This is a genomic window from Microbacterium sp. Y356 (assembly GCF_059445355.1).
In genome coordinates this window covers 2,080,028-2,101,239 of the sequence record NZ_JCAIUE010000001.1, presented here as the reverse complement: position 1 = coordinate 2,101,239, position 21,212 = coordinate 2,080,028, and the positions used below count along the sequence as shown (strand labels likewise).

At 65.5% G+C, this 21,212-nt stretch carries 20 protein-coding genes; 12 read left to right on the top strand and 8 right to left on the bottom strand.

The window, feature by feature from the left end:
- The first annotated feature begins 6 nt into the window (after positions 1 to 6).
- On the top strand, positions 7 to 1,920 hold the full coding sequence (locus tag AC1C2Q_RS10120) for a M3 family metallopeptidase (protein ID WP_495449984.1): 1,914 nt from the start codon (positions 7 to 9) through the stop codon (positions 1,918 to 1,920).
- Between the two features lie 5 nt (positions 1,921 to 1,925).
- Here the strand turns inward: AC1C2Q_RS10120 and AC1C2Q_RS10115 are convergent, their stop codons facing one another.
- Entirely contained in the window at positions 1,926 to 3,146 is a 1,221-nt protein-coding gene (locus AC1C2Q_RS10115) for a trans-sulfuration enzyme family protein (RefSeq protein WP_495449983.1), read from the bottom strand.
- 103 nt (positions 3,147 to 3,249) lie between these two features.
- Here AC1C2Q_RS10115 and AC1C2Q_RS10110 point away from each other — a divergent pair, with 103 nt between their 5' ends.
- Positions 3,250 to 3,741, top strand: coding sequence for an Lrp/AsnC family transcriptional regulator (locus AC1C2Q_RS10110; RefSeq protein ID WP_495449982.1), 492 nt, complete (start codon positions 3,250 to 3,252; stop codon positions 3,739 to 3,741).
- A gap of 7 nt (positions 3,742 to 3,748) precedes the next feature.
- Here AC1C2Q_RS10110 and AC1C2Q_RS10105 read toward each other — a convergent pair whose 3' ends face one another.
- Positions 3,749 to 5,221 carry an MATE family efflux transporter gene (locus AC1C2Q_RS10105; protein ID WP_495430964.1) on the bottom strand — a complete coding sequence of 491 codons (1,473 nt, stop codon included), beginning with the start codon at positions 5,219 to 5,221 and terminating at the stop codon, positions 3,749 to 3,751.
- A 134-nt stretch (positions 5,222 to 5,355) separates the two neighbouring features.
- Here AC1C2Q_RS10105 and AC1C2Q_RS10100 point away from each other — a divergent pair, with 134 nt between their 5' ends.
- Complete coding sequence (locus AC1C2Q_RS10100) at positions 5,356 to 7,071, top strand: AMP-binding protein (protein ID WP_495449981.1); 1,716 nt, start codon at positions 5,356 to 5,358, stop codon at positions 7,069 to 7,071.
- An 8-nt stretch (positions 7,072 to 7,079) separates the two neighbouring features.
- On the opposite strand, the gene AC1C2Q_RS10095 is transcribed toward AC1C2Q_RS10100, so the two are convergent.
- Positions 7,080 to 7,484, bottom strand: a complete 405-nt coding sequence (locus AC1C2Q_RS10095; protein WP_495430962.1) for a hypothetical protein — start codon at positions 7,482 to 7,484, stop codon at positions 7,080 to 7,082.
- 136 nt (positions 7,485 to 7,620) lie between these two features.
- Between AC1C2Q_RS10095 and AC1C2Q_RS10090 the strand changes: the two genes are divergently transcribed.
- From AC1C2Q_RS10090 to AC1C2Q_RS10055, 8 genes are all read left to right on the top strand, one after another.
- A complete protein-coding gene (locus AC1C2Q_RS10090) occupies positions 7,621 to 8,421 on the top strand; it encodes an alpha/beta fold hydrolase (protein WP_495449980.1) in 801 nt (266 codons plus the stop codon).
- Positions 8,422 to 8,564: 143 nt separating this feature from the next.
- Positions 8,565 to 9,596 carry a LacI family DNA-binding transcriptional regulator gene (locus AC1C2Q_RS10085; RefSeq protein ID WP_495430960.1) on the top strand — a complete coding sequence of 344 codons (1,032 nt, stop codon included), beginning with the start codon at positions 8,565 to 8,567 and terminating at the stop codon, positions 9,594 to 9,596.
- Positions 9,593 to 10,858: an extracellular solute-binding protein gene (locus tag AC1C2Q_RS10080; RefSeq protein WP_495449979.1), complete on the top strand. Its 1,266-nt coding sequence runs from the start codon at positions 9,593 to 9,595 to the stop codon at positions 10,856 to 10,858. Before AC1C2Q_RS10085 ends, AC1C2Q_RS10080 begins: the two co-directional genes overlap by 4 nt.
- A gap of 1 nt (position 10,859) precedes the next feature.
- Positions 10,860 to 11,759 (top strand): carbohydrate ABC transporter permease, encoded by a 900-nt coding sequence (locus AC1C2Q_RS10075; RefSeq protein WP_495430958.1) that lies wholly within the window; start codon positions 10,860 to 10,862, stop codon positions 11,757 to 11,759.
- On the top strand, positions 11,756 to 12,598 hold the full coding sequence (locus AC1C2Q_RS10070; protein WP_495430957.1) for a carbohydrate ABC transporter permease: 843 nt from the start codon (positions 11,756 to 11,758) through the stop codon (positions 12,596 to 12,598). Before AC1C2Q_RS10075 ends, AC1C2Q_RS10070 begins: the two co-directional genes overlap by 4 nt.
- A gap of 17 nt (positions 12,599 to 12,615) precedes the next feature.
- Positions 12,616 to 13,599 (top strand): glycoside hydrolase family 130 protein, encoded by a 984-nt coding sequence (locus tag AC1C2Q_RS10065; RefSeq protein ID WP_495449978.1) that lies wholly within the window; start codon positions 12,616 to 12,618, stop codon positions 13,597 to 13,599.
- A 6-nt stretch (positions 13,600 to 13,605) separates the two neighbouring features.
- A complete protein-coding gene (locus AC1C2Q_RS10060) occupies positions 13,606 to 15,621 on the top strand; it encodes a hypothetical protein (protein WP_495449977.1) in 2,016 nt (671 codons plus the stop codon).
- A gap of 82 nt (positions 15,622 to 15,703) precedes the next feature.
- On the top strand, positions 15,704 to 16,750 hold the full coding sequence (locus AC1C2Q_RS10055) for an NAD(P)-dependent alcohol dehydrogenase (RefSeq protein ID WP_495449976.1): 1,047 nt from the start codon (positions 15,704 to 15,706) through the stop codon (positions 16,748 to 16,750).
- Positions 16,751 to 16,859: 109 nt separating this feature from the next.
- Here the strand turns inward: AC1C2Q_RS10055 and msrA are convergent, their stop codons facing one another.
- The 5 genes from msrA to AC1C2Q_RS10030 are packed head-to-tail and all read right to left on the bottom strand — an operon-like array spanning position 16,860 to position 20,321.
- Positions 16,860 to 17,390, bottom strand: coding sequence for a peptide-methionine (S)-S-oxide reductase MsrA (msrA, locus tag AC1C2Q_RS10050; RefSeq protein ID WP_495430953.1), 531 nt, complete (start codon positions 17,388 to 17,390; stop codon positions 16,860 to 16,862).
- A gap of 15 nt (positions 17,391 to 17,405) precedes the next feature.
- Positions 17,406 to 18,353: a DUF4862 family protein gene (locus AC1C2Q_RS10045; protein ID WP_495449975.1), complete on the bottom strand. Its 948-nt coding sequence runs from the start codon at positions 18,351 to 18,353 to the stop codon at positions 17,406 to 17,408.
- Positions 18,350 to 19,054 carry an N-acetylmannosamine-6-phosphate 2-epimerase gene (locus tag AC1C2Q_RS10040; protein WP_495430951.1) on the bottom strand — a complete coding sequence of 235 codons (705 nt, stop codon included), beginning with the start codon at positions 19,052 to 19,054 and terminating at the stop codon, positions 18,350 to 18,352. The genes AC1C2Q_RS10045 and AC1C2Q_RS10040 overlap by 4 nt, the downstream gene beginning before the upstream one ends.
- Positions 19,054 to 20,019, bottom strand: coding sequence for an ROK family protein (locus tag AC1C2Q_RS10035; protein WP_495449974.1), 966 nt, complete (start codon positions 20,017 to 20,019; stop codon positions 19,054 to 19,056). Before AC1C2Q_RS10035 ends, AC1C2Q_RS10040 begins: the two co-directional genes overlap by 1 nt.
- Before the next feature lie 44 nt (positions 20,020 to 20,063).
- Positions 20,064 to 20,321 (bottom strand): hypothetical protein, encoded by a 258-nt coding sequence (locus AC1C2Q_RS10030; protein ID WP_495449973.1) that lies wholly within the window; start codon positions 20,319 to 20,321, stop codon positions 20,064 to 20,066.
- 27 nt (positions 20,322 to 20,348) lie between these two features.
- On the opposite strand from AC1C2Q_RS10030, the gene AC1C2Q_RS10025 reads away from it, so the two are divergent.
- Positions 20,349 to 21,179 carry an SDR family NAD(P)-dependent oxidoreductase gene (locus AC1C2Q_RS10025; RefSeq protein ID WP_495449972.1) on the top strand — a complete coding sequence of 277 codons (831 nt, stop codon included), beginning with the start codon at positions 20,349 to 20,351 and terminating at the stop codon, positions 21,177 to 21,179.
- Positions 21,180 to 21,212 lie beyond the last annotated feature (33 nt).

Below are 21,212 nucleotides of genomic sequence, written 5' to 3'. Positions count from 1 at the left end.
GGAGCAATGCCTCTGGAACCTCTCGCCCTGCCCTCCGCCGACTGGGCGGGCTTCGTCGCGGAGCGCGCCGACTCCTCTCTCACTGAAGCACGCGAGGTCGTCGCCCGCCTCAAGGACGGCACCGAGCGCAGCGCACTGGAGACACTCGAACTGTGGAACGTCGGACAGACAGCGGCAATGAACGCCGCGAGCATGACCGAGCTTCTCTCCGAGGTGCACCCGGACACCGAACTACGTGAGCTCGCCGAAGACAGAATGCAGGCTGCCGCGGCATTCGTCACCGAGCGTGACCAGGATCGTGACCTCTACGCGCTGTTCGCCGCGCTCGATCCCACCGGTCTCGACGCCGAGGCCGCTCGTCTGTTGGAGCGCACCCTGCGCGACTTCCGCCGCGGCGGCGTGGACCGTGACGACGCCACCCGCGCCCGCCTGTCGGAGATCGCGGCGCGCATCACCGTGATTGAGCAGGAGTTCTCCCGCAATGTGCGCGACGATGTGCGCAGCATCCGGATCTCCCCCGATCGGCTCGACGGCTTGCCGGAGGACTTCCGCGCCGCGCACCCGGTCGGCGACGACGGGCTCGTCGAGATCACGACGGACTACCCGGACTTCCGCCCGTTCCGCGCCTACGCGCACGACCGCGCGGCCCGCGAGGAGCTCGCCCGCGTCTATGGCTCCCGCGGCTGGCCTGCCAACAACTTGCTGCTGCACGAGCTGCTGGAGCTCCGCGCCGAGCAGGCAACAGCCCTTGGCTACGCATCCTGGCCGGATTTCGACGCCGAGGCGAAGATGATCGGCACCGGCGCTGCAATTGCCGAATTCATCGACCGCATCGCAGACCTATCGGCGGACCGCGCACAAGCGGATGCCGCGGCTCTCCTCGTCCGCGCCCAGCAGGATGACCCATCAATCACCGAGATCACGAGCGCCGACTCCGACTATTACGGCGAGCTGATCCGCCGTGAGCAATACGACGTCGACGCGCAGGCCGTGCGCCAGTACTTCGACTTCGCACGAGTGCGCGAGGGGCTGCTCTCCGTGACCGGCCGACTGTTCGGCCTCGAGTACCAGGCCGTGGCTACTCCGGCCTGGGCGGACGACGTCACGAGCTACGACGTGCTGCAGAGCGGCGAGCGCATCGGGCGCATCCATCTCGACCTGCACCCGCGCGAGGGCAAGTACAAGCACGCCGCACAGTTCGACTTGGTGAAGGGTGTGCGCGGTGCGCAGCTGCCCGAGGGTGTGCTGGTCTGCAACTTCCCACGCGGGCTCATGGAGCACGAGCAAGTCAAGACGCTGTTCCACGAGTTCGGCCACCTGCTGCACCACGTTCTCGGCGGCGACCAGCCGTGGGTGCGGTTCTCTGGGGTCGCGACCGAATGGGACTTCGTCGAGGCGCCGTCGCAGATGCTCGAGGAGTGGGCATGGGATGCCGAAATCCTGCGCACCTTTGCCGTGGATGCCGCGGGAGAGTCGATTCCCGCGGATCTCGTCGCACGCATGCGCGAAGCGGCTGACTCCGACCGCGGCCGCTGGGTGCGCACGCAGATCTTTTACTCAGCGGTGTCGTACCGCCTGCACCAGGACCGCCCGGCCGATCACGATGCCACGATCGCCGAGCTGTCCGACCGGTACTCCGTCATCGCCCACCTGCCGGGCACCCACATGCAGGCAGGATTCGGGCATCTCACCGGCTACAGCTCCGCGTATTACACGTACATGTGGAGCCTCGTGATCGCGAAGGACCTGTTCAGCGCGTTCGACCCTGCAGACATGTTCGCGCCGGACGTCGCCGCCCGGTACCGCGACGAGATCCTCGCCCGTGGCGGAGCTGCGGATGCCGCGGCCCTGGTCGAGTCGTTCCTCGGACGCCCGTACTCCTTCGACGCCTTCGGAAAGTGGCTCGCCGGCGAGGCCTGAGCGCGTCAGATGGTCCAGAGCAGCTGGGCGCTCGGGTCCCCGGATGACTCCACACCCGTCGCCACCGGCAGCGTCCGGAACGCCTGCCCCAGGTCGGCGATGAGGTCTCCGGCGTTCTCCAGCCCGATCGACAGTCGCAGCACGTCTGCGTCCGGGCGCGCGTCAGCAGGAACCGGCCGGTGCGTGAGCGCGGCCGGATGTTGGATCAGCGAATCGACGCCACCGAGCGAGACCGCGTGCGTGAACAGCTGCACGGCAGACGCGACAGCGCTGGCCGCGGCATACCCGCCGCGCATCCGCATCGCAATCATCGCTCCGGTCCCCCGCATCTGCCGCTCGAGAATCCGCTCCGGGTCGCCATTGAGCCCGGGGAAGAACACCTCATCGACCTCGGGCTGATCGATCAACCACTGCACGATCTGCTGCGCGTTCTCCTGCTGCTGGCGCATCCGCACCGGCAGCGTCGTGAGCCCCCGATGCAGCAGGTACGCGCCGAGCGGATGCAGCAATCCCCCGGTCACCGCCCGTACCCTGCGCAACGCCGCGGCCGTAGTTTCACTGCACGCGATGACACCTGCGATCACGTCGCCGTGTCCGCCGAGGTACTTCGTCGCACTGTGCAGCGACATGGCGGCACCATGATCGAGCGGGTTCTGCAGAATCGGCGTCGCGAAGGTGTTGTCGACCACGACCGGCACGTCCCCGGCAGCCGCAACGACCGCGGCGATGTCAACGAGTTCTAGTGTCGGGTTCGCCGGCGTCTCCACGACGACGAGGCCGGTATCGGGGCGGATGCTGACACCCACCTCCGATGGGTGGCAGTAGGTCGTCTCGGTGCCGAGCAGACCGGAACCCAGCAGGTGATCGGTTCCGCCGTACAGCGGCCGAACCGCCACGACGTGCCGACGACCCGTCGCACTGGTCATAGCGAGAATCGCCGCGGTCATCGCCGCCATCCCCGAGGAGAATGCCACCGCGGCCTCGGCGTGCTCCATCTCTGCGAGCGCGTCCTCGAACCGCGCAACCGTCGGGTTCCACAGTCGCGCGTAAACCATGCTGCCGTCCGCCGGCGGCCTGCCCCCGGTCGCCATGGCCTCGTAGGAGTCGCCTCCGCGCTCGATATCCGGCAGCGGGTTCGTGGTGGAGAGGTCGATCGGCAGGGCGTGAACGCCGAGTTCGGACAGGTCGGCCCGACCGCTGTGGACGGCGACAGTATCAGGATGCATTCTTCAACGTTGCCGGAATCACAATAGGGATGGGAAGATTCGACAGTATCCGCCGCAAAAGCCGCACTACTCGATTTTTCCAACAAAGGCGCACGATCCGGAGATGGTCAGATTGCCGAAAGCACAACCGTCCGCAGCATCCCTCGATGAACTCGATCTCGAGATCCTCGCCGCCCTCAGCACTCGCGCCGATCTCACCAACAAGGCGCTCGCGCATCAGCTCGGCCTCGCAGAGTCAACGTGTGCGCACCGCGTGCGAAGCCTCCGCGATCGCGGAATCATCCGCGACACCCGCATCCGCCTCGATGAAGCTGCGCTCGGCTTCCCGCTGCAGGCAATCATCAAGGTGCGCCTCGCCAATCACACCGGCGAGAAGGTCACGGCACTGTTCGATGCTCTCGCCACGATGCCGCGCGTTCTGCAGGTGTTCCACGTCGCCGGCGTCGACGACTTCCTGGTTCACGTCGCGGTTCAGGATGCCGCGGCGCTACGCGACATCGTGCTCGAACACATCACCGTGCATCCCGTCGTCCGCGGCACCGAGACGCAGCTTGTGTTCGAACTGCGTGACGGCGGCGGAGTGCTGCAGGGATAGCGGCGACTCACCGTTTGAGCAGCCGCTTCCACCGTCGCTGCACCACGATGGGCACCGACTGCGTGACGATCGCATCCACGTTCAGCGAGCTGTCGTTGGGCCCGATGATCGCAATCGGAGTCGTGAGCGTCATCTCGTACGGATCGATCGGCATCTGCGCCAGCGCCCTGTGCGCCCGCACATACGCCGGAACAAGGATGACGACCGCGCCTACCCAGGCGAGCGGGTTGCTCATCGCGACACCACCGAAGCCCAGCACCGCGCCCAGCGCGACCGCCGCACCGACGCGCATGACGAGCTCGACGACGCCAGTGATGGTCGGGATCAGCGCCTGGCCGAGCCCCTGTAGCGCGCCACGGATGACGAACAGCACGCCAAGCAGCGAATACGTCGCACCGTTGATGATGAGCATGAGATGCGCGAGCTCGACGACCTCTTCTGCACCGTCACCGACGAACAGCCGCACGAGGTTGGTTCCGAATGCGATGAGCACGGCGCCCAGCACCAGCGAGGCGATGATCGCCATCCAGGTCGCCTGCACGACGCCTGCACGGATGCGGTCGGGCCGGCGTCCGCCGAAGTTCTGCGCCACGTACATCGAAACGGCTAGTCCCAGCGACGCCAGCAGTGCAGTCGCGAGGCTGTCGACGCGGGATGCCGTGGTGTATGCCGCGACGGCTTCCGCACCGAGCATGTTCAGCGCGACCTGTACCACCAGGGTCCCGATCGCGATGATCGACGCCTGGAAGCCCATCGGCAAGCCCAGTCGCAGGTGCTCGGTCAGGTCAGCTCGAGTGATCTTCCAGTCTTCGCGGCGAATGTGCAGCGCTGGCATCCGACGCCTGACGAACTCAAGGCACAGCACGACAGAGATGGCCTGCGCGATGACTGTCGCCAGCGCAGCGCCCGCGACACCCCAACCCACCGGGCCCACCAGCAAGAGCACGAGCACGACGTTCACAGCGCACGAGATCGTGAGGAACACCAGAGGCGTCTTCGAGTCACCGATCGCTCGGATGATCGCCGAGAGGTAGTTGAAGAACATCGTTGCGCCGCCACCGAGGAAGCTGATCTGCGTGAACAGCGTCGCTTCGGCGAGGAGCTCTGGCGGTGTCTGCATGAGCACCAGGATGGGCTCTGCAAGCAGCGGTCCTGCGATCGTGATGATCACGCTGGCGATCGCCGCGAGCACCGTTCCCGTGGCGACCGAGCGCCGCACGGCGGTGTGGTCGCCTGCGCCGTAAGCCTGCGCGGTCGGAATCGCGAACCCGCTCGTCATGCCCCAGGCGAAGCCGAGCAGCAGGAACAGCAGAGAACCCGTCGCGCCGACGGCGGCGAGCGAGTTCACGCCCAACTCTCGGCCGACGACGATTGTGTCGACGACCTGGTAGAGCTGCTGCACGACGTTGCCGATCAGCAGGGGCACGGAAAATGCGAGGATGACGCGCCAAGGGCGGCCAGTGGTGAGAGAGGTGGCCATGCGGAGAAAAGACTTCCGGAACGCGGGGACGGGGAATCAGAGGGCCGAGAACCGGCAGACGAACAGTTTATCGAATCGATTCGGTAACGGAAGACCTAAGGCGAGATCCACCGCTCCGGGTGCAGGATGGATGCATGACCCGCACCGCCACCGCCGCCACCACTGCGATCCGCGAAATGCGCGACTTCCTCTTCGCGCACGCCACCGACTACGACGGCGCCGTGTCGGGGTTTCGATGGCCAGAGCTCGACGAGTTCAACTTCGGCCTGGAGTGGTTCGACGTCGTCGCTGGTGAGAATCCCGACCGTCCGGCGGTGCAGATCGTCTCGGCCGACCTGAGCATCAAGAGTTGGAGCTACGCCGAGCTCTCTCGACGATCCGACCAGGTCGCAAGCTGGCTGCGAGAGATCGGCATCGCCCGCGGCGACCACCTGATCGTGATGCTGAACAATTCGATCGAGCTGTGGGAGGTGATGCTCGGCTTCGCCATGATCGGCGCCGTCGCCATTCCGACATCCACTCTGCTCTCGGCATCCGATCTCGCCTACCGCGTCGAACACGGTCATGCGCGCGGAGTCGTGACGCTGGGCTCTCTCGCCGATCGCCTCAGCGATATCGATGACGACATTCTGCGCGTCGGCGTCGGCGAGACCCCCGCCGGCTGGCACGACTTCGCCGACTCGACCAACGCCCCGGCATCGTTCGAACCGGATGGTCCGACTCCGGCATCCGACACCGGGCTGCTGTATTTCACCTCCGGCACGACCAACCGCCCCAAGCTCGTGCAACACACTCAGGTTTCCTATCCGGTAGGTCATCTGTCGACCATGTGGTGGCTGGGACTTCGACCGGGAGATGTGCACCTGAACATCTCGTCCCCCGGCTGGGGCAAGCACGCCTGGTCGAGCTTCTACTCGCCGTTCCTTGCCGAGGCGACCGTATTCGTCTACAACTACGACCGCTTCGACGCGAACACACTGATGCAGGTGATGGACACCCACCAGGTCTCGACGTTCTGCGCGCCGCCGACGGTATGGCGAATGCTCATCCAGGCCGACCTCTCGCGGCTCACACACCCACCGCGCGAACTGGTCGGCGCCGGTGAACCGCTGAACCCCGAGGTCATCAGCCGCGTGCGCGCTGCCTGGGGCGGCACGATCCGCGACGGTTTCGGCCAAACCGAGATGACCTGCTGCGTGGGCAACTCCCCCGGCCAGATCGTGAAGGACGGTTCGATGGGGCGGGCGCTGCCGGGCTATCCGGTCGTACTGCTGGACCCGGTGACCGGCGAGGTGACCGAGCGCGAGGGCGAGATCGCACTGGATCTCGCGCATCCGCCACTGGGGCTCATGGCCGGGTACTACGGCGATCCAGAGAAAACCGCAGAGTCACGTGCGGGCGGTTTCCACCACACCGGAGACATCGCCACGCGCGATGAGGACGGCTACCTCACCTACATCGGGCGATCGGATGACGTGTTCAAGGCATCCGACTACAAGATCTCGCCATTCGAGCTCGAATCCGTGCTGCTGGAGCACGATCTCGTCGTCGAGGCCGCGGTGATCCCTAGCCCGGATCCCACGCGACTTTCGGTGCCGAAGGCGTATGTCTGCCTGCGGGCGGATGCCGCGGACGGACCGGATGCCGAGGCCGATGCCGCACGCGCCATCTACGCCTTCGCGCGCGAGCGCCTGTCGGCACACCTGTGGGTGCGGATCATCGAGTTCGTGCCGGAATTGCCCAAGACCATCTCCGGCAAGATCCGCCGGGTGGAGCTGCGATCGCGTGAAGCTGAGCGAGTCGCTGGCGGGGATACCTCAGGACAGCACCTGGACCGCGACTACCGCTGAAGACGCGGTCAGGCGTGACTCGCCTCGACACGCACGTCGCCGCCGCCGCCGAAACGCTCCACCGGCCGCGGCTGCACCACGACTTGCGCCGGCTCTGCACTGACAGCGACTGCCGGCTTCGGCCTGGCCGCAAAGGTGCTCACCGCTCCACGCAATAGGCCGCCAAGCACGAGCGCTGCCACAAGCGCGACTGCGGCGACAAGCGCCGGAATCCACACGCCGGAGAAGCCAGAGGCAAGGCTCAGCATCGCCCCGCCGATCCAGACCGCGACCGCACCGCCGCACACCGCTGCCGACCCCCGCGCAAGAGCCACCATCGCGACGAGCGCACACAGTACGGCTATCACCGCACCAAAGATCCCGATCGGCATGAAGAACTCTGCCAGGTCTCGAACAACACCAATTGACGACATCTTTTGACCCCCCGGTCATCCTCCGTGATCTCAACGGTACGCAGTACCGCAGCGATCCGCATCCATCGGAAGGATGATGTTACGCAAACGGTGCCCCCGAGCGCAACAACGACGGATAGGGAGGATGATGGATGGCGTGGCCGCACCTCTTTCTGAACTGACCCGGATGCCCGAACCGCAACTCGTATACGCCGCAGACGGCACGCGTCTGGCGACTTACACCTGGGGAGATATCGACGCCCCCGTCGTCGTCATCGTGCACGGGTTCGCCTCGAATGTCCGCGACAACTGGGTGCTCACCGGATGGGTGCGCGATCTCACTCGCGCCGACTACCGTGTGCTCGCGCTCGACCAGCGCGGCCACGGACTGAGCGAGAAGCCGCACGACCCGGCCGCGTATGCGATGCGTACTCTCGCGTCGGATGTCGAGATCGTCATGGACACCTACCTCGTGGAAGATGCCTTCTACCTCGGCTACTCGCTCGGCTCACGCGTCGGCTGGGAGGTCGTGCGCGACCTGCCGCAGCGCATCAACCGCGCCGTGCTCGGCGGCGTGCCAGACGGCATCCCCCTGGAGCGGCTCGATATCGAGCAGGTGCGTGCATACGTCGAAGACGGCGTACCCGTGCAAGACCAGACCACGCAGAACTACATCGCACTCACCGAGCGCGTACCAGGCAATGATCTTCGCTCTCTGCTCGCACTCGCCGAGGGCATGCGCACGACCCGGACCATCGATCCGGATCCCACCAACGCTCCGACCAGGCCGATCCTGTTCGCCACTGGGGCGAAGGATGCCGTCATCGAAGGCTCCCGCGACCTTGCGAGCTCCGCGCCGAACGGCCGGTTCTTCGAGATCCCCGGTCGGCACCACTTCAACGCCCCCGGCTCGCGTGCGTTCAAGGATGCCGCGCTGGAGTTCTTCGCCGAAAGCTAGGCCGGGCAGAAGACTCGCCCCGCGCCTGGTCAATCCTGACCCCACGCGCGGAGCGTTGACACGCACCATCAAACCGGTTTACACTCGCATCAAACCGGTTTGCGTCGCGTGATCCGGATCGGAATCAGTCACGAGGAGGTGGCATGACTCGCACGACGATCGCCGACGTCGCCCGCGAAGCCGGCGTCACAAAAGCGACGGTCTCGCATGCCCTCAGCGGCAATCGCCCGATCTCGGAAGAGACGCGAGCCAAGGTGATCGCCGCAGCCGAGAAGCTGAACTGGTCTCCGAGCCAGAGCGCACGGGCGCTCGCCACCCGCCGCGCGAACGCGATCGGCGTCGTCCTCGCCCGCGATCCCGACGTGATCGCAAATGACTCGTTCTTCCCCGCATTCATCGCCGGGGTCGAGTCCGTACTTTCCGAGACGGAGACCGCGCTGCTGTTGCAAGTCGTCCCTGATAGAGAGGCAGAGGAGCGTGCGTACCGCGCAATGGCGCGTGATCGTGCCGACGGCGCATTGCTGCTCGACCTGCGCACGGATGACTGGCGCGTGCCTTTCCTTCGTGAGCTCGGCCTCCCTACCGTGCTCGTCGGCGCCTACGACGGACCGTCAGATTTCTCGTGTGTCCGCACCGACGATGTCACACCGGTCCTTGAGATCATCGAACACCTCCGTAACGCAGGGCACGAGCGCATCGCTCATGTCTCCGGCCCACTCGCGTACGTGCACTCCAAGGCACGCGCCGACGCCTATACCGAAGCCATGGGAGACGATTCACTCCTGCGCGAAGGAGACTTCACCGCACGGAGCGGACGCGATCACACCGCAGAACTCCTCGCCCTCGAGAGCGCGCCGACGGCGATCCTCTATGCCAACGACACGATGGCCATCGCAGGCCTCTCGTACGCACGCGCCCACGGGCTCGTGATACCCCGGGATCTCGCGATCTCTGGATTTGATGATGACCACCTCTCCGCTCACCTGTCTCCGGCACTCACCAGCGTCTCGTCGGACCCGGCCGCTCGAGGCAGGGCCGCTGCCCTCCTGCTGCGCGCCGATATCGCCGGTGCACAGCCGCGCACCGAGCTCGTCGATTGCAATGTCGTTCACTTTCGAGAAAGCACCTCAGGGCCAGCATCCGCGCCCGCCACAGTGTCAAGGAGGACACCATGAAGAAGATCCGCGCAGCAGCGCTCATCGGAGCCGTAGCACTTGTCGTCACCGGGTGCTCATCAGGCGGGGGCGGCCAGACCGGCTCCGCAGAGGGCACCGGAGATATCAACATCTGGCTCTCGAACAACGAGCAGGAACTCGCCTGGGGTACAGCCGTGGTGAAGGCCTGGAATGACGACCATCCAGACGAGCAGGTCAAGGCCCAGGAGATTCCTGCGGGCGCTTCGTCAGAGGAGGCCATCACCGCCGCCATCACCGCGGGCACCGCACCCTGCCTCGTATACAACGTGGCGCCGGCCGCCGTCTCCGGCTGGGTCAAGCAGGGTGGCCTCGTCGATCTCAGCACGTTTGACGGAGGTGCCGACTACATCACCGAACGTGGCGGAGACGTCGACTCCTATGCGAGCGACAGCAGCTTCTACCAGCTGCCATGGAAGTCGAACCCGGTCATGGTCATGTATAACAAGGCGCTCTTCGAGGCGGCCGGCATCGATCCGGAGAATCCGGAGATGAACACCTACGACGCCTTCCTCGAGGCGTCCCGCGCCATCGTCGCCTCGGGTGTGCAGAGCGCCATCTGGCCGTCCCCGACCAGCGAGTTCTATCAGCCGTGGTTCGACTTCTACCCGCTGTATCTGGCCGAGACTGACGGCACCATGCTCGTCGAAGACGGTGCGGCGACGTTCGATTCGGACGAGGGCACAGCGGTCGCCGAGTTCTGGGCCACCGTCTACAAGGAGAAGCTCGCCCCCAACGAAGCATCGACTGACGATGCGATGTCGGCGGGCACGACGGCGATGCAACTCGCCGGCCCGTGGGCCATCCCTTCCTACGCCGACACCGTCGACGTGGGCTTCATGCCGGTGCCGACCTCCGACGGACGCGAGAACCCCACCACCTTCGCCGACTCTAAGAGCGTTTCGATGTTCACGTCGTGCAAGAACCAGGCGACCGCGTGGGAGTTCCTGCAGTTCTCCACGGACGTTGACAATGACGGGCAGCTCCTGGAACTGACCGGCCAGATGCCGATGCGCACCTCACTCCTGGACACGTACCCGGACTACTTCGACGCGAACCCGAACTACGTGGCTTTCGCAGAGCAGGCCGAGGCGACGGCCGATGTGCCCAGCATCCCGAATTCAGTGGAGGCCTGGCAGATCTTCCGTGACGAGTACTCCTCTGCGGTCATCTTCGAGACCTCCTCGATCAGCGACTTCCTCAGCGGGGCGGCCGAGCAGATCGACACGCTGATCGCCGAGTGAGATGACTTCCAAGAGTCGGCGGTTGCGCACCCGGATCCTGGGTGCGCAACCGCTAGGGGGCCTTTTTGCGCTGCCGTACTTCGTATTCGTCATCGCAATCTTCGCGTATCCGCTGGTGTTCGCGATCTACATCGCGTTCCACGACTACTTCTTCACGGCTCCGGGCTTGGAGGTCGATCGCCCGTTCGTCGGATTCGATAACTTCGCAAAAGTGCTTTCCGACCCGAAGGTGCTGGAGGCGTTTCGGAACACCGCCGTCTTCCTCGTCATCAACGTGCCGTTGACGGTCGTGCTCGCCCTAGTGCTCGCGACCGCTCTCAACAGTGGCATCCGATGGGTGGCGGCGTACCGCATCGCCTTCTACGTGCCGTACCTCACGGCGAGCGTGTCGCTGGTCGGCGTCTGGATGCTGTTGTTCTCCGGCGGAGGGCTCATCAATACGCTCCTTGGCCCCCTTGCCCCCGATCCATCGTGGCTGGTGAACAGCGGACTCGCGATGCCGATGATCGCGTTCTACGTGACATGGAAGCAGCTCGGGTTCTACATCCTGCTCTACCTCGCCGCTCTCCAAAATGTGCCTCGCGAACTGTACGAGTCGGCCGAGATGGACGGCGCGGGAGGGTTCCAGCGCTTCCGCAACATCACGGTGCCAGGAGTTCGCAACGCGACGACGCTCGTGCTGATCCTGTCGATCATCACCGGAGCGAACCTCTTCACCGAGCCGTATCTGCTCACCAACGGCGGCGGCCCAGACGGCGCATCCGTCACCCCCGTACTGCTCATCTACCAGCAAGGCATCCAGCAGCAGAACCCTGACACCGCGGCGGCGATCGGCATGATCCTCGTCGTCATCGTCGGGCTGCTGTCCCTCGCTGCCAACCGAGCCACCCAGGAGAGATGATGAAGCGCAAACGTACGCTCCCTCGCTTGCTGAGCACGATCCTGTTGACCATCGCCGCGATCGGCTTCGCCTTCCCGTTCTACTTCATGCTCGTCGGCGCCTTCCAGGAGAATCCGACGAACTCTCCGAACGAGCTCTTCCCCGTGGGCGGATGGACGCTGGACAACTTCATCAGCATCAACTCTCGAATTGACCTGGTCGGCTCTCTGCTGAACTCACTGATCTTCACCAGCGGTGTTCTCCTCGGAACTGTCACGTTCGGGCTCCTCGCCGGATACGCCATCGCTCGACTCGATTTCCGTGGCCGCGGCGTCATCTGGGTGCTGATGCTGCTGGTGCAGATGGTGCCGTTCCAGCTACTGATGATCCCGCTCTACGTCCAGATCACCAGCAACTACGGCCTGGGTGATTCGTACATGGGCATGATCTTGCCGTTCCTGATCAACACGACGGCGGTGTTCATCTTCGCGCAGTTCTTCAAGGCACTGCCGGTGGAGATCTTCGAGGCGGCCAGGATTGACGGTGCGGGCGAGATCCGCCTGCTTGTGTCGGTCGCGATTCCGCTCATTCGCCCCGTACTGGTGACCGTCATTCTGGTCACCTTCATCGGCCCGTGGAACGAATTCCTCTGGCCGTTCCTGATCACGAAAGACGCGTCCCTGCAGCCTCTCGCCGTCTCGCTCGCGAACTACATCAGCAACGTTGCGCAGTCGTCGGCGAATCCGAATGGGGCGATCCTCGCCGGCGCGACCGCGCTCGCGTTCCCCGTCGTCATCCTGTTTTGCGTCTTCCAGAGGTTCTTCAAAGCCACTGATCTCGGCGCCGCCGTCAAAGGCTGATCACAGAAAGGTTATTCATGTTCACCGGAGCATCCTTCCCCCTCGGTCCCTTCACCCCCTACGAGGGAAACCCCATACTGCGTCCGCGCGGCGACAGTTGGGAGTCAGCAAATCTCTACAACCCGGCGGCACTTGTCGACGGTGACGAAGTCGTGCTGCTGTACCGGGCGCACGCCGACGACATCGTGTCTCATATCGGCATCGCACGTTCGCGTGATGGTCTGAACTTCACCCGAGAGGATGCCCCGATCCTCTCCCCGTCCGAAGACTATGAGCGCTTCGGGTGCGAAGACCCGCGAATCGTGCTGATCGACGGCACCTACTACCTGACGTACACCGGTTGGGATCGGCGCAGCGCCCAGCTGTGCCTTGCGACCTCGCCGGATCTTCGCACCTGGACGAAGCACGGACCCCTCTTCGACGACTTCGACACCTTCAAAACCATGGATCCTCGCGGCTTCAACTGGTCGAAGGCGGGCGTCATCGTTCCCGTGCAGATGCAGGGCAAATGGTGGATGTACTTCGGCGAGGGTGCGATCTATTGGGCCACCAGTGATGACCTGATCCATTGGACTCCCGGCACCGCTGACACCGATCCGATGTACTCCCCCACACCGGGAACCTGGGACGAGGCGCTCGTCGAGATCGGCGCATCGCCCGTGCTGGCAGACAACGGTCTGCTCGTCTTCCTCACCAACGGCGCGACCCGTGTCATCCACGAGGATGGCACGGTCGATGTCGACTACCGGTGCGGTCAGATCGCGATCGACCCCGACGAGCCGACGAAGGTGATCGCGCGACTGCAGGAGCCATGGCTGCGCCCGCAGACCTTCGAAGACACCAACGGACTGGTCTCGAACGTGACGTTCGTGGAGGGCCTGGTGAAGTTCCAGGAGAAATGGTTCGCGTACTACGGGCAATCAGACACCACCCTGGCGGTGGCCATCCACGACCCGGCACAGCCGTGGGGAAAAGATCTGCGCAGGGACGACGAAGGGTGATGTGACATGGATACTTCACGCAGAACATTCCTTGCGCTGTGCGCCGCAACATCAGCGTTGTCGCTCCTGGGCACGGATGCCGCGTTCGGTGCGGGTACGCCACGGGCATCACGGCCCTCGGGGCGATTGAGCAACCTCACCCACCTGCGTTTCCTCTTGGCGGAGGTGCCCGTTGCGGCGAGCGCCGATCACACGACCTACGGCATCGAGACGCGACCCGTTGTTCTCGCTCCGTGGACGTATGCAGATTCTGACGGGGCGGGCGGATTTCGGCCCGTTGGCGGTGGAAACCTTGACACTGTGACGGGCTATTGGAGTCAGGGCGCGTACAACGCCGATGACATCGCCCGCGCCGCGGTGGTGTTCATTCGCGATTGGAAGGCCGGTGGCGACGAGCAGAGCCGGGATGATGCCCGCGACGTGTTGCGCTCGCTGGCCTATTTGCAAACCGTGAGCGGCCCCAATACCGGACGCGTCGTGCTCTGGCAGCAGGATGACGGCACCCTGAATCCCAGCGCATTTCCGATCGAGCTTCCCGACCCGTCCGACTCTGCGGAGTCGTATTGGCTCGCTCGCACGGTGTGGGCCTTCGGAGAGGGTTACGCGGCGTTCCGCGACAACGACCCAGAGTTCGCGGCCTTCCTTCTCACGCGCCTCCACCTCTGCGTGGATGCCCTCGATCGTGACTCGCTTTCTCATGTCGGGGAGTTCGTCACGAGCGACGGCGTCGAACTGCCCGCCTGGCTGATCGTCGGCGGGGCGGATGCCACGGCAGAGGCGATGCTCGGTCTCAGCGCCGCATTGCGCGCGGCGCCGCAGGACACCCGCATCCGTCGCACGCTGGAAGCGTACGGCGACGGGGTTGCGATCATGGCCACGGACCCGGACAAGGGCTGGCCGTTCGGAGCCGTGCTTCCGTGGACCGGGTCATTGGGATTCTGGCACGCGTGGGGTGCTGCGGCGCCCGAGGCACTGGGGTTGGCAGGTGTACTTCTCGGGAAGCGAGACTGGACCGACGCGGCGATCGCGGATACCGGACGCTTCACCCCGCAGGTGCTCTCCAACGGCGGGCCAGACAATGCCTGGGCGCCCATTCCCGCAGAAGCACAGATCGCCTATGGAGCGCATGGCCGAGTGGCCGGAGCGCTGCAGGCTGCCGCTTCGGGCGGTGAAGGGTTGCGGGTGCTCGCAGGCCTCGCCGCGGGCTGGTTCTTCGGCGCGAACACTGCGGGCGAGCCCGTCTACGACCCGGCGACCGGTGTCACGTTCGACGGCGTCGAGACGGATGGCCGCGTGAACCGCAACTCAGGGGCAGAGTCCACCATCCACGGCCAGCTCACGATGCTGCTGCTGGACGCACATCCGGATGTCGCCAAGATCGCGACATCCATCACCGGACTGCAGTCTCATTCGGGACTGCGCGTGATCGACGCGGAGTCTGCCCGAATGTCTGCGGGATGCACCGTGGAGACGCCTGCAGGTGGCGCCTGGATCGGTGAGGGCAACCTCTCGGGCGCGGCGTACGTGCGGGTTCCGGAGGGTGAATGGGTGGAGTTCGATGTCACCGAGCCGGGCGGTTTGCTGCATTCGCTGATTTGGCGACGAGCGGAGGATGCCGGGACTGCTGAGTGGAGCTTCCGCGACGGAAACCACACCTGGACGACATCAATGCCCGCGGGAGGCACCGGCGATGCCGGCCTCACCGAAGCCGAGGGGATGCTGGTCCCACAGCGACTCGATGGGGCATTACCCACCGGTGTCACGGCGATCCGCTGCACGAGCCACGGAGATGTGCGCCTGGATGCACTTCTGATTCAGCCACAGGTTGCTAGCGCGGCGTACAAAACCACGACCGGCGCGGCGGTGCTATACGCCAACAGCACGCAGGAAAACCTGCGGATTCCTCTACTCGCGCCTGGCGACGGACGAGTCTACGATTCCACCGGCGCACAGCACGGGCAGGCCACACGCAGCGGCAAGGTGCGGCTACGGGGATCGGGATTCACTATTACGGGCGCGTAGACCCCAGGATCGGCATCGCACGGCATACCGACGCTTCCCTCGAATGATGGCACCTGACTCAGCGGGCGTCTACGCTCGAATCATGCCCACCGTGATCCCCGCCATTGTTGCCCCCTCTGCCACTGAGCCACTCGCACCCGGCACCATCGAACGTCGCGACGTAGGTCCGAAGGACGTGCGCATCGACATCCGCTGGGCCGGAATCTGTCACTCCGACATCCACACGGTGCAGGGCGACTGGGGCCCACAGCACTACCCGCTCACCGTGGGTCATGAGATCGCCGGCACTGTCGCCGAGGTTGGTTCCGAAGTGACGAAGTTCGCCGTTGGCGACCGCGTGGGCGTCGGATGCATGGTGAACTCCTGCGGCGAGTGCGCGAACTGCGTCGACGGCGAAGAGCAGTACTGCCTGAAGGGCATGACCGGAACTTACGGCGCTGAAGACGTCGACGGCACGATCACGCAGGGTGGTTACTCCACCGCCGTCGTCGTCACTGAGAGCTTCGTGCTGCGTCTGCCAGAGGCCATCCCGTTCGAGAAGGCCGCACCGCTGCTGTGCGCCGGCATCACCACCTACTCACCGCTGCGACACTGGAACGCTGGCCCCGGCAAGAAGGTCGCTGTCATCGGCCTCGGCGGGCTCGGCCACATGGCCGTCAAGATCGCACACGCGATGGGCGCCGAGGTCACCGTGCTCTCGCGGTCGCTGGCGAAGAAGGACGACGCCGCGGCGCTCGGCGCCGACCACTACTTCGCGACCGAGGATCCTGAGACATTCCGCACGCTGCGCAACCACTTCGATCTCATCATCAACTCCGTCTCCGCTCCCATCAAGCTCGACGCCCACCTGCGGCTGCTCGCTCGGGACGGCGCGCTCGTCAACGTCGGCGCGCCTTCGGAGCCGATGCAACTGCATGCGAGCACGCTGATCGGTGGTCGCCGCTCGTTCGCCGGATCCAACATCGGTGGCATCGCGGAGACCCAGGAGATGCTCGACTTCTGCGCCGAGCACGGCATCGCGCCCGAGGTCGAGATCACCTCTGCCGATCAGATCAACGAGGCTTGGGCACGAGTGCTGGCAGCGGATGTGCGCTATCGCTTCGTGATTGACGTCTCGACGATCAACTGAGACACCATCCCGCGCGGAAGTGACCGTTCTGCGCGTGAAACACCATGCATACAGTGGTGTCTCACGCGGGCGATGTCGCGTACTGCGCGGGTTGTTGCTTGGCGGGCGGTCAGCCCCGGGCGGGCAGCACCCATCCCGCGCGCGGGAAGTGGCAGGTGTACCCGTTCGGGTAGGTGATCAGGTAGTCCTGGTGCTCGGGCTCTGCCTCCCAGAACGGGCCGACGGGCTCAAGCGTGGTGACCGCGGTGCCCGGCCAGAGGCCTGAGGCATCCACGTCGGCGATGGTGTCGCGCGCGACCTGCTCCTGCTCGGGGCTGAGCGGGAAGATCGCCGAGCGGTAGCTCGAGCCGACGTCGTTGCCCTGGCGGTCAAGCGTCGAGGGGTCGTGGATCTGGAAGAAGAACGCCAGGATGTCACGGTATGTGGTCGCCGCCGGGTCGAAGACAATCTCGACTGCCTCGGCGTGACCGGGGTGGTTACGGTACGTCGCATGTGCATTCTCGCCACCGGTATAGCCAACGCGGGTGTCGAGGACGCCGGGCTGCCGGCGAATGAGATCTTCCATGCCCCAGAAACAGCCGCCGGCAAGGACAGCCGTCTCGGCGCCGGGTGTGCGGGTGATGGTTCCGGTGTCAGTCATGTTCCTACTCCTCTTTCACTGGGTAAGAACAGTCTCGCCCCTATCCGCATTCCGCAGGACATCGAGGTTGCGCGCCACGGTGCGCAGCGCATCCGCCGCCGTCGCGTCTGTCGGGCGCCGGGCGACTTTGAGGCCGAGCCAGGGCACGTCGCCTGCGGCCTCAAGCGCGGATGCGACGTGCGCGTCATCCAGCAGGGAGAGCGACTCCGGATGCGTCGAGGCGATCGGCAGGTGCGCATCGATCCACGGATAGCCGTACGGGCTCTCGACGGACGCAGCGCCAGAGAATGCGAGCCCCCGCAGATGTCCGGACTCCGCGACCTTCGCGACCTGCGCGGTGACGGCATCCGCATCCCGCAGCTCGATCGCCGAGCGCCCCCAGTTCAGCCAGACTCCGACCGGGGCCCCTGAGCGCTCGATCGCGGCGATCTCGTCGTCCAGCGACAGGAAGCCCTTTTCGTGGGCCTGCCCTGGAACGAAAGCATCGCAATGCTCGATCACGAGCTCTGCTCCGTGCCAGTCCCAGCCAGCAACCTCGTCCAGCGAGCGCGCCAGAGCGGCGAGGTCACCGGCGCCGGCACGCGGGGAGCTGTGCAGTGAAACGACGGCGACGGATGCCGCGCTCTCGTTGTTGATGCGCGCCACGTCGCCGGCAACCCGTCGCAGATCCGCGAGCGCGGCGGCTCGTCCGTCCTCGGAGGCCGAAGCGATCCCGTACCCGGCATCCTTCCCGAGCTGCCCCATGACGAACGGGATCGGTGTCACCGCCAGCGGGACGGTCGGCACGTTGGCGAGGAACCACTCGTCGTCGAACTTGTGGATCCCGCCCAGCCACGGGATCTCCAGCCCTGCGACACCAGGCAGGGCGCAGATCGCGGGCAGCAGTTCGGCTTCCAGCGCGGCATCCCAATGCACGAAGGCAGGCGAGACCGGATACGCGCTGACAAAGATCGGAGCAGTCACGAGCGTGCGGCCGCCTGCACGGCATCCGCGAACCAGGAGGTGATCGTCGACGGATGCGTAATCGCCGTGCCCACACACACCGTGAATGCACCCGCCGCGATCGCCGCGGCAGCCTGCGCGGGAGTGTGGATGCGCCCCTCGGCGCAGAGCGGCGTGGTGCAATGTTCGGCGATGAGGGCGATGAGTTCGAAGTCGGGGCCGTCACTCTTCGGGCGCTCACCGGAATAGCCGGACAGCGTGGTGCCGAGGATATCGGCGCCCGCTGCCTCAGCCGCGATCGCATCATCCAGCGAACCGCAATCAGCCATGATCAACGCATCGCGACCGGAATCAACAAAGTGCGCACGGAGTCCCGTAATCGTCTCGGCGAGGGTCAGCCCGTCAGGACGAGGTCGACGCGTGCCGTCGATCGCGACGATGTCAGCCCCGGCATCCGCCACGGCGATCGCGTGCCCGAGGGTCGGCGTGATGAAGACATCCGACTCGCCGTCTTTCCACAGGCCCACGATCGGCACCGGAAGCTCTGCCACCGCACGGATATCGGCGATGCCCTGCACGCGGATGCCGGCGGCGCCGCCGCCGAGAGCAGCCGCTGCGACCTGAGCCATCGTGCGCGGATCGCGCATGGCCTCGCCAGGGTACGCCTGGCAGGAGACGATCAGGGCGCCGCGCAGGCGTTCCAGGGTGTTATCGAATCTCATCAGTCTCTCCAAGCGGATGCCGCGGCTCCCCGCAGCGGTGCATCATCGCCGAGTGAACCCGGCAGGATCGGGGTGTTCTGCAGTGCGTCGATCGCGTCGGCCCGGAACGCTGCGATCATTGGATGCCACCAGGCATCGCCGATGTTCGGCACGCCGCCGGTAACGACGATGCGCTCCGGGTCAAGCAGGGTCGCGGCTCCCGCCATCGCGCGACCGACGGCTGCGGCAGATTCGACGATCGCGCGGGCGGCAATCGGGTCGCCTGACGCTGCGGCGACGGCGATTCCGCGCGCATTGACGATGGCCGAATCTCCGCCGAGCCAGAGGAAGTGGCGGTGCATCCCGATGCCAGAACCGAGCGCTTCGAGGTGTCCGTTTCGGCCGCAGGGACAGCGCAGGTGCTCGGCACCAGGCACTGGCATGTGCGCGATCTCGCCCCCGACGTGGTGCGCCCCGCGCAACTGTCGGTTGTCGATGACGATCCCCGCGCCGACGCCGGTGCCGACGGCCACGATCAGCGCACTGGATGCGCCGGCAGCAGCACCGTGTCGGAACTCACCGAAGGCGTGCGCATCGACGTCATTCTGCACGGCAACCATCGCGCCGTCCGTGAGGCGGTGCGCCAGCCCCTCCCGAACGAGAGCGGCAAGCGGAGTACCAGGCCAGTCGGCGAAGGTGTCGGTTGCCGACACGATCGCCCCTGTCGTCGCGTCCACGACACCGGCGGTTCCGATCCCGATGCCAGCGAGCTGCACCTCAGCGCCGGCATCCGCATCGGCATCCATGAGCAGTCGCTCAGCAAGAGCAACCACGGTCGCTACCACCGCCGCCGGCCCCTCAGACGCTGGCGTTGGTGCCACTTCGGTGCGCAGCAGTTCGTCATCGCGATCGGCGAGCGACACCGCGGTCTTGGTGCCGCCGATGTCGACGGCGAGCACGATCTCGCCCGCGATAAATCCGCTCATCACACGGCTTTCCAAAACGCTGCCGCCCATCCTGCCGCCGCCAATTACACTGCTGCGACGGGCAGCAGTTCCAGTTCAGCGAGAATACCGCGGATCTCCTGTACTGCCGCATCGTCGAGCGGCGTGACCGTGCTCGCGAGGGTCGCGTGATCGATGAGGCCGGCAACGGCGAGCTCTTCCTCGAAGAGGATCGCAACTTCCACACCGCAGCACTCATCAAGCACTACGCCCCGCTGCAGCGAGGGCTCGCTCAGGTCGAGTGATCGCCTGACAGCATCCGGTGGCCTGCGGCCCCGTGCCATCTTGACGCGGTGCAATACGGTAAACCCATGACTGAGAACCTGATCGCTGACGCCTTCGTCCTCATCACTGGCGCCGCCCGTGGCATGGGCGAGTTGTATGCCCGGCGCGCGATCGCCGCGCACGCGCGTGCTGTTGCGCTCTGGGATATCGACGAGGATGCCGCGACGGCCCTGGCCACAGAGCTCTCCCGATCCGGGGTCGGCGTGCGCGCCTATCGGGTGGATGTCTCTCGCCAGGAAGAGATCGTCGCAGGACTCGAGCGCGTGCGCGTCGACTTCGGTACACCGGATGTGATCATCAACAACGCCGGCATCGTGCGGGGCGCACCGTTCTGGGAGCACGATCCGGAGCGCGACATCGAAGCCACCATGCGCATCAACACCCTTGCTGCGATGTGGCTCACCCGCGAGGTGCTGCCGGAGATGATTGCTGACACGACCCGCCCGAAGCGCATCCTGAACATCGCCTCGGCCGCAGGCACTCTCGCGAATCCGAACATGAGCGTGTATGCGGCATCCAAATGGGCGCTGATCGGGTGGAGTGAGTCGCTGCGTCTGGAACTGGCCGCGCACGGCCACCAGCACATCGCAGTGACCACGTTCTGCCCGAGCTTCGTCTCGACCGGCATGTTCGAGGGGGCGCGCGGACCGCTGCTGACACCGATCATGACTCCGAGACGGGCAACTTCTGCGGCATGGAACGGGATGCTGAAGGGCACGCCGATGGTCCTTCGACCGTGGACGGTCAAGCTTGCGATGGCGCTGCGTGGCATCCTGCCCACACGGGCCTGGGATGTCGTTGCCGAGAGGGTGTTCAAGGTCTACGCGTCGATGGACAAATTCACGGGACGCACGTGACCTGCCAGTAGTCTTGCTTTCCTACTTCTCATC

What these genes read in the sequence shown, in the direction of transcription:
- AC1C2Q_RS10120 (WP_495449984.1), top strand. Translation starts at nt 7, where the DNA reads ATGCCTCTGGAACCTCTCGCCCTGCCCTCCGCCGACTGGGCGGGCTTC.
- AC1C2Q_RS10115 (WP_495449983.1), bottom strand. Translation starts at nt 3,146, where the DNA reads ATGCATCCTGATACTGTCGCCGTCCACAGCGGTCGGGCCGACCTGTCC.
- AC1C2Q_RS10110 (WP_495449982.1), top strand. Translation starts at nt 3,250, where the DNA reads ATGGTCAGATTGCCGAAAGCACAACCGTCCGCAGCATCCCTCGATGAA.
- AC1C2Q_RS10105 (WP_495430964.1), bottom strand. Translation starts at nt 5,221, where the DNA reads ATGGCCACCTCTCTCACCACTGGCCGCCCTTGGCGCGTCATCCTCGCA.
- AC1C2Q_RS10100 (WP_495449981.1), top strand. Translation starts at nt 5,356, where the DNA reads ATGACCCGCACCGCCACCGCCGCCACCACTGCGATCCGCGAAATGCGC.
- AC1C2Q_RS10095 (WP_495430962.1), bottom strand. Translation starts at nt 7,484, where the DNA reads ATGTCGTCAATTGGTGTTGTTCGAGACCTGGCAGAGTTCTTCATGCCG.
- AC1C2Q_RS10085 (WP_495430960.1), top strand. Translation starts at nt 8,565, where the DNA reads ATGACTCGCACGACGATCGCCGACGTCGCCCGCGAAGCCGGCGTCACA.
- AC1C2Q_RS10080 (WP_495449979.1), top strand. Translation starts at nt 9,593, where the DNA reads ATGAAGAAGATCCGCGCAGCAGCGCTCATCGGAGCCGTAGCACTTGTC.
- AC1C2Q_RS10075 (WP_495430958.1), top strand. Translation starts at nt 10,860, where the DNA reads ATGACTTCCAAGAGTCGGCGGTTGCGCACCCGGATCCTGGGTGCGCAA.
- AC1C2Q_RS10070 (WP_495430957.1), top strand. Translation starts at nt 11,756, where the DNA reads ATGATGAAGCGCAAACGTACGCTCCCTCGCTTGCTGAGCACGATCCTG.
- AC1C2Q_RS10065 (WP_495449978.1), top strand. Translation starts at nt 12,616, where the DNA reads ATGTTCACCGGAGCATCCTTCCCCCTCGGTCCCTTCACCCCCTACGAG.
- AC1C2Q_RS10060 (WP_495449977.1), top strand. Translation starts at nt 13,606, where the DNA reads ATGGATACTTCACGCAGAACATTCCTTGCGCTGTGCGCCGCAACATCA.
- AC1C2Q_RS10055 (WP_495449976.1), top strand. Translation starts at nt 15,704, where the DNA reads ATGCCCACCGTGATCCCCGCCATTGTTGCCCCCTCTGCCACTGAGCCA.
- msrA (WP_495430953.1), bottom strand. Translation starts at nt 17,390, where the DNA reads ATGACTGACACCGGAACCATCACCCGCACACCCGGCGCCGAGACGGCT.
- AC1C2Q_RS10040 (WP_495430951.1), bottom strand. Translation starts at nt 19,054, where the DNA reads ATGAGATTCGATAACACCCTGGAACGCCTGCGCGGCGCCCTGATCGTC.
- AC1C2Q_RS10035 (WP_495449974.1), bottom strand. Translation starts at nt 20,019, where the DNA reads ATGAGCGGATTTATCGCGGGCGAGATCGTGCTCGCCGTCGACATCGGC.
- AC1C2Q_RS10030 (WP_495449973.1), bottom strand. Translation starts at nt 20,321, where the DNA reads ATGGCACGGGGCCGCAGGCCACCGGATGCTGTCAGGCGATCACTCGAC.
- AC1C2Q_RS10025 (WP_495449972.1), top strand. Translation starts at nt 20,349, where the DNA reads ATGACTGAGAACCTGATCGCTGACGCCTTCGTCCTCATCACTGGCGCC.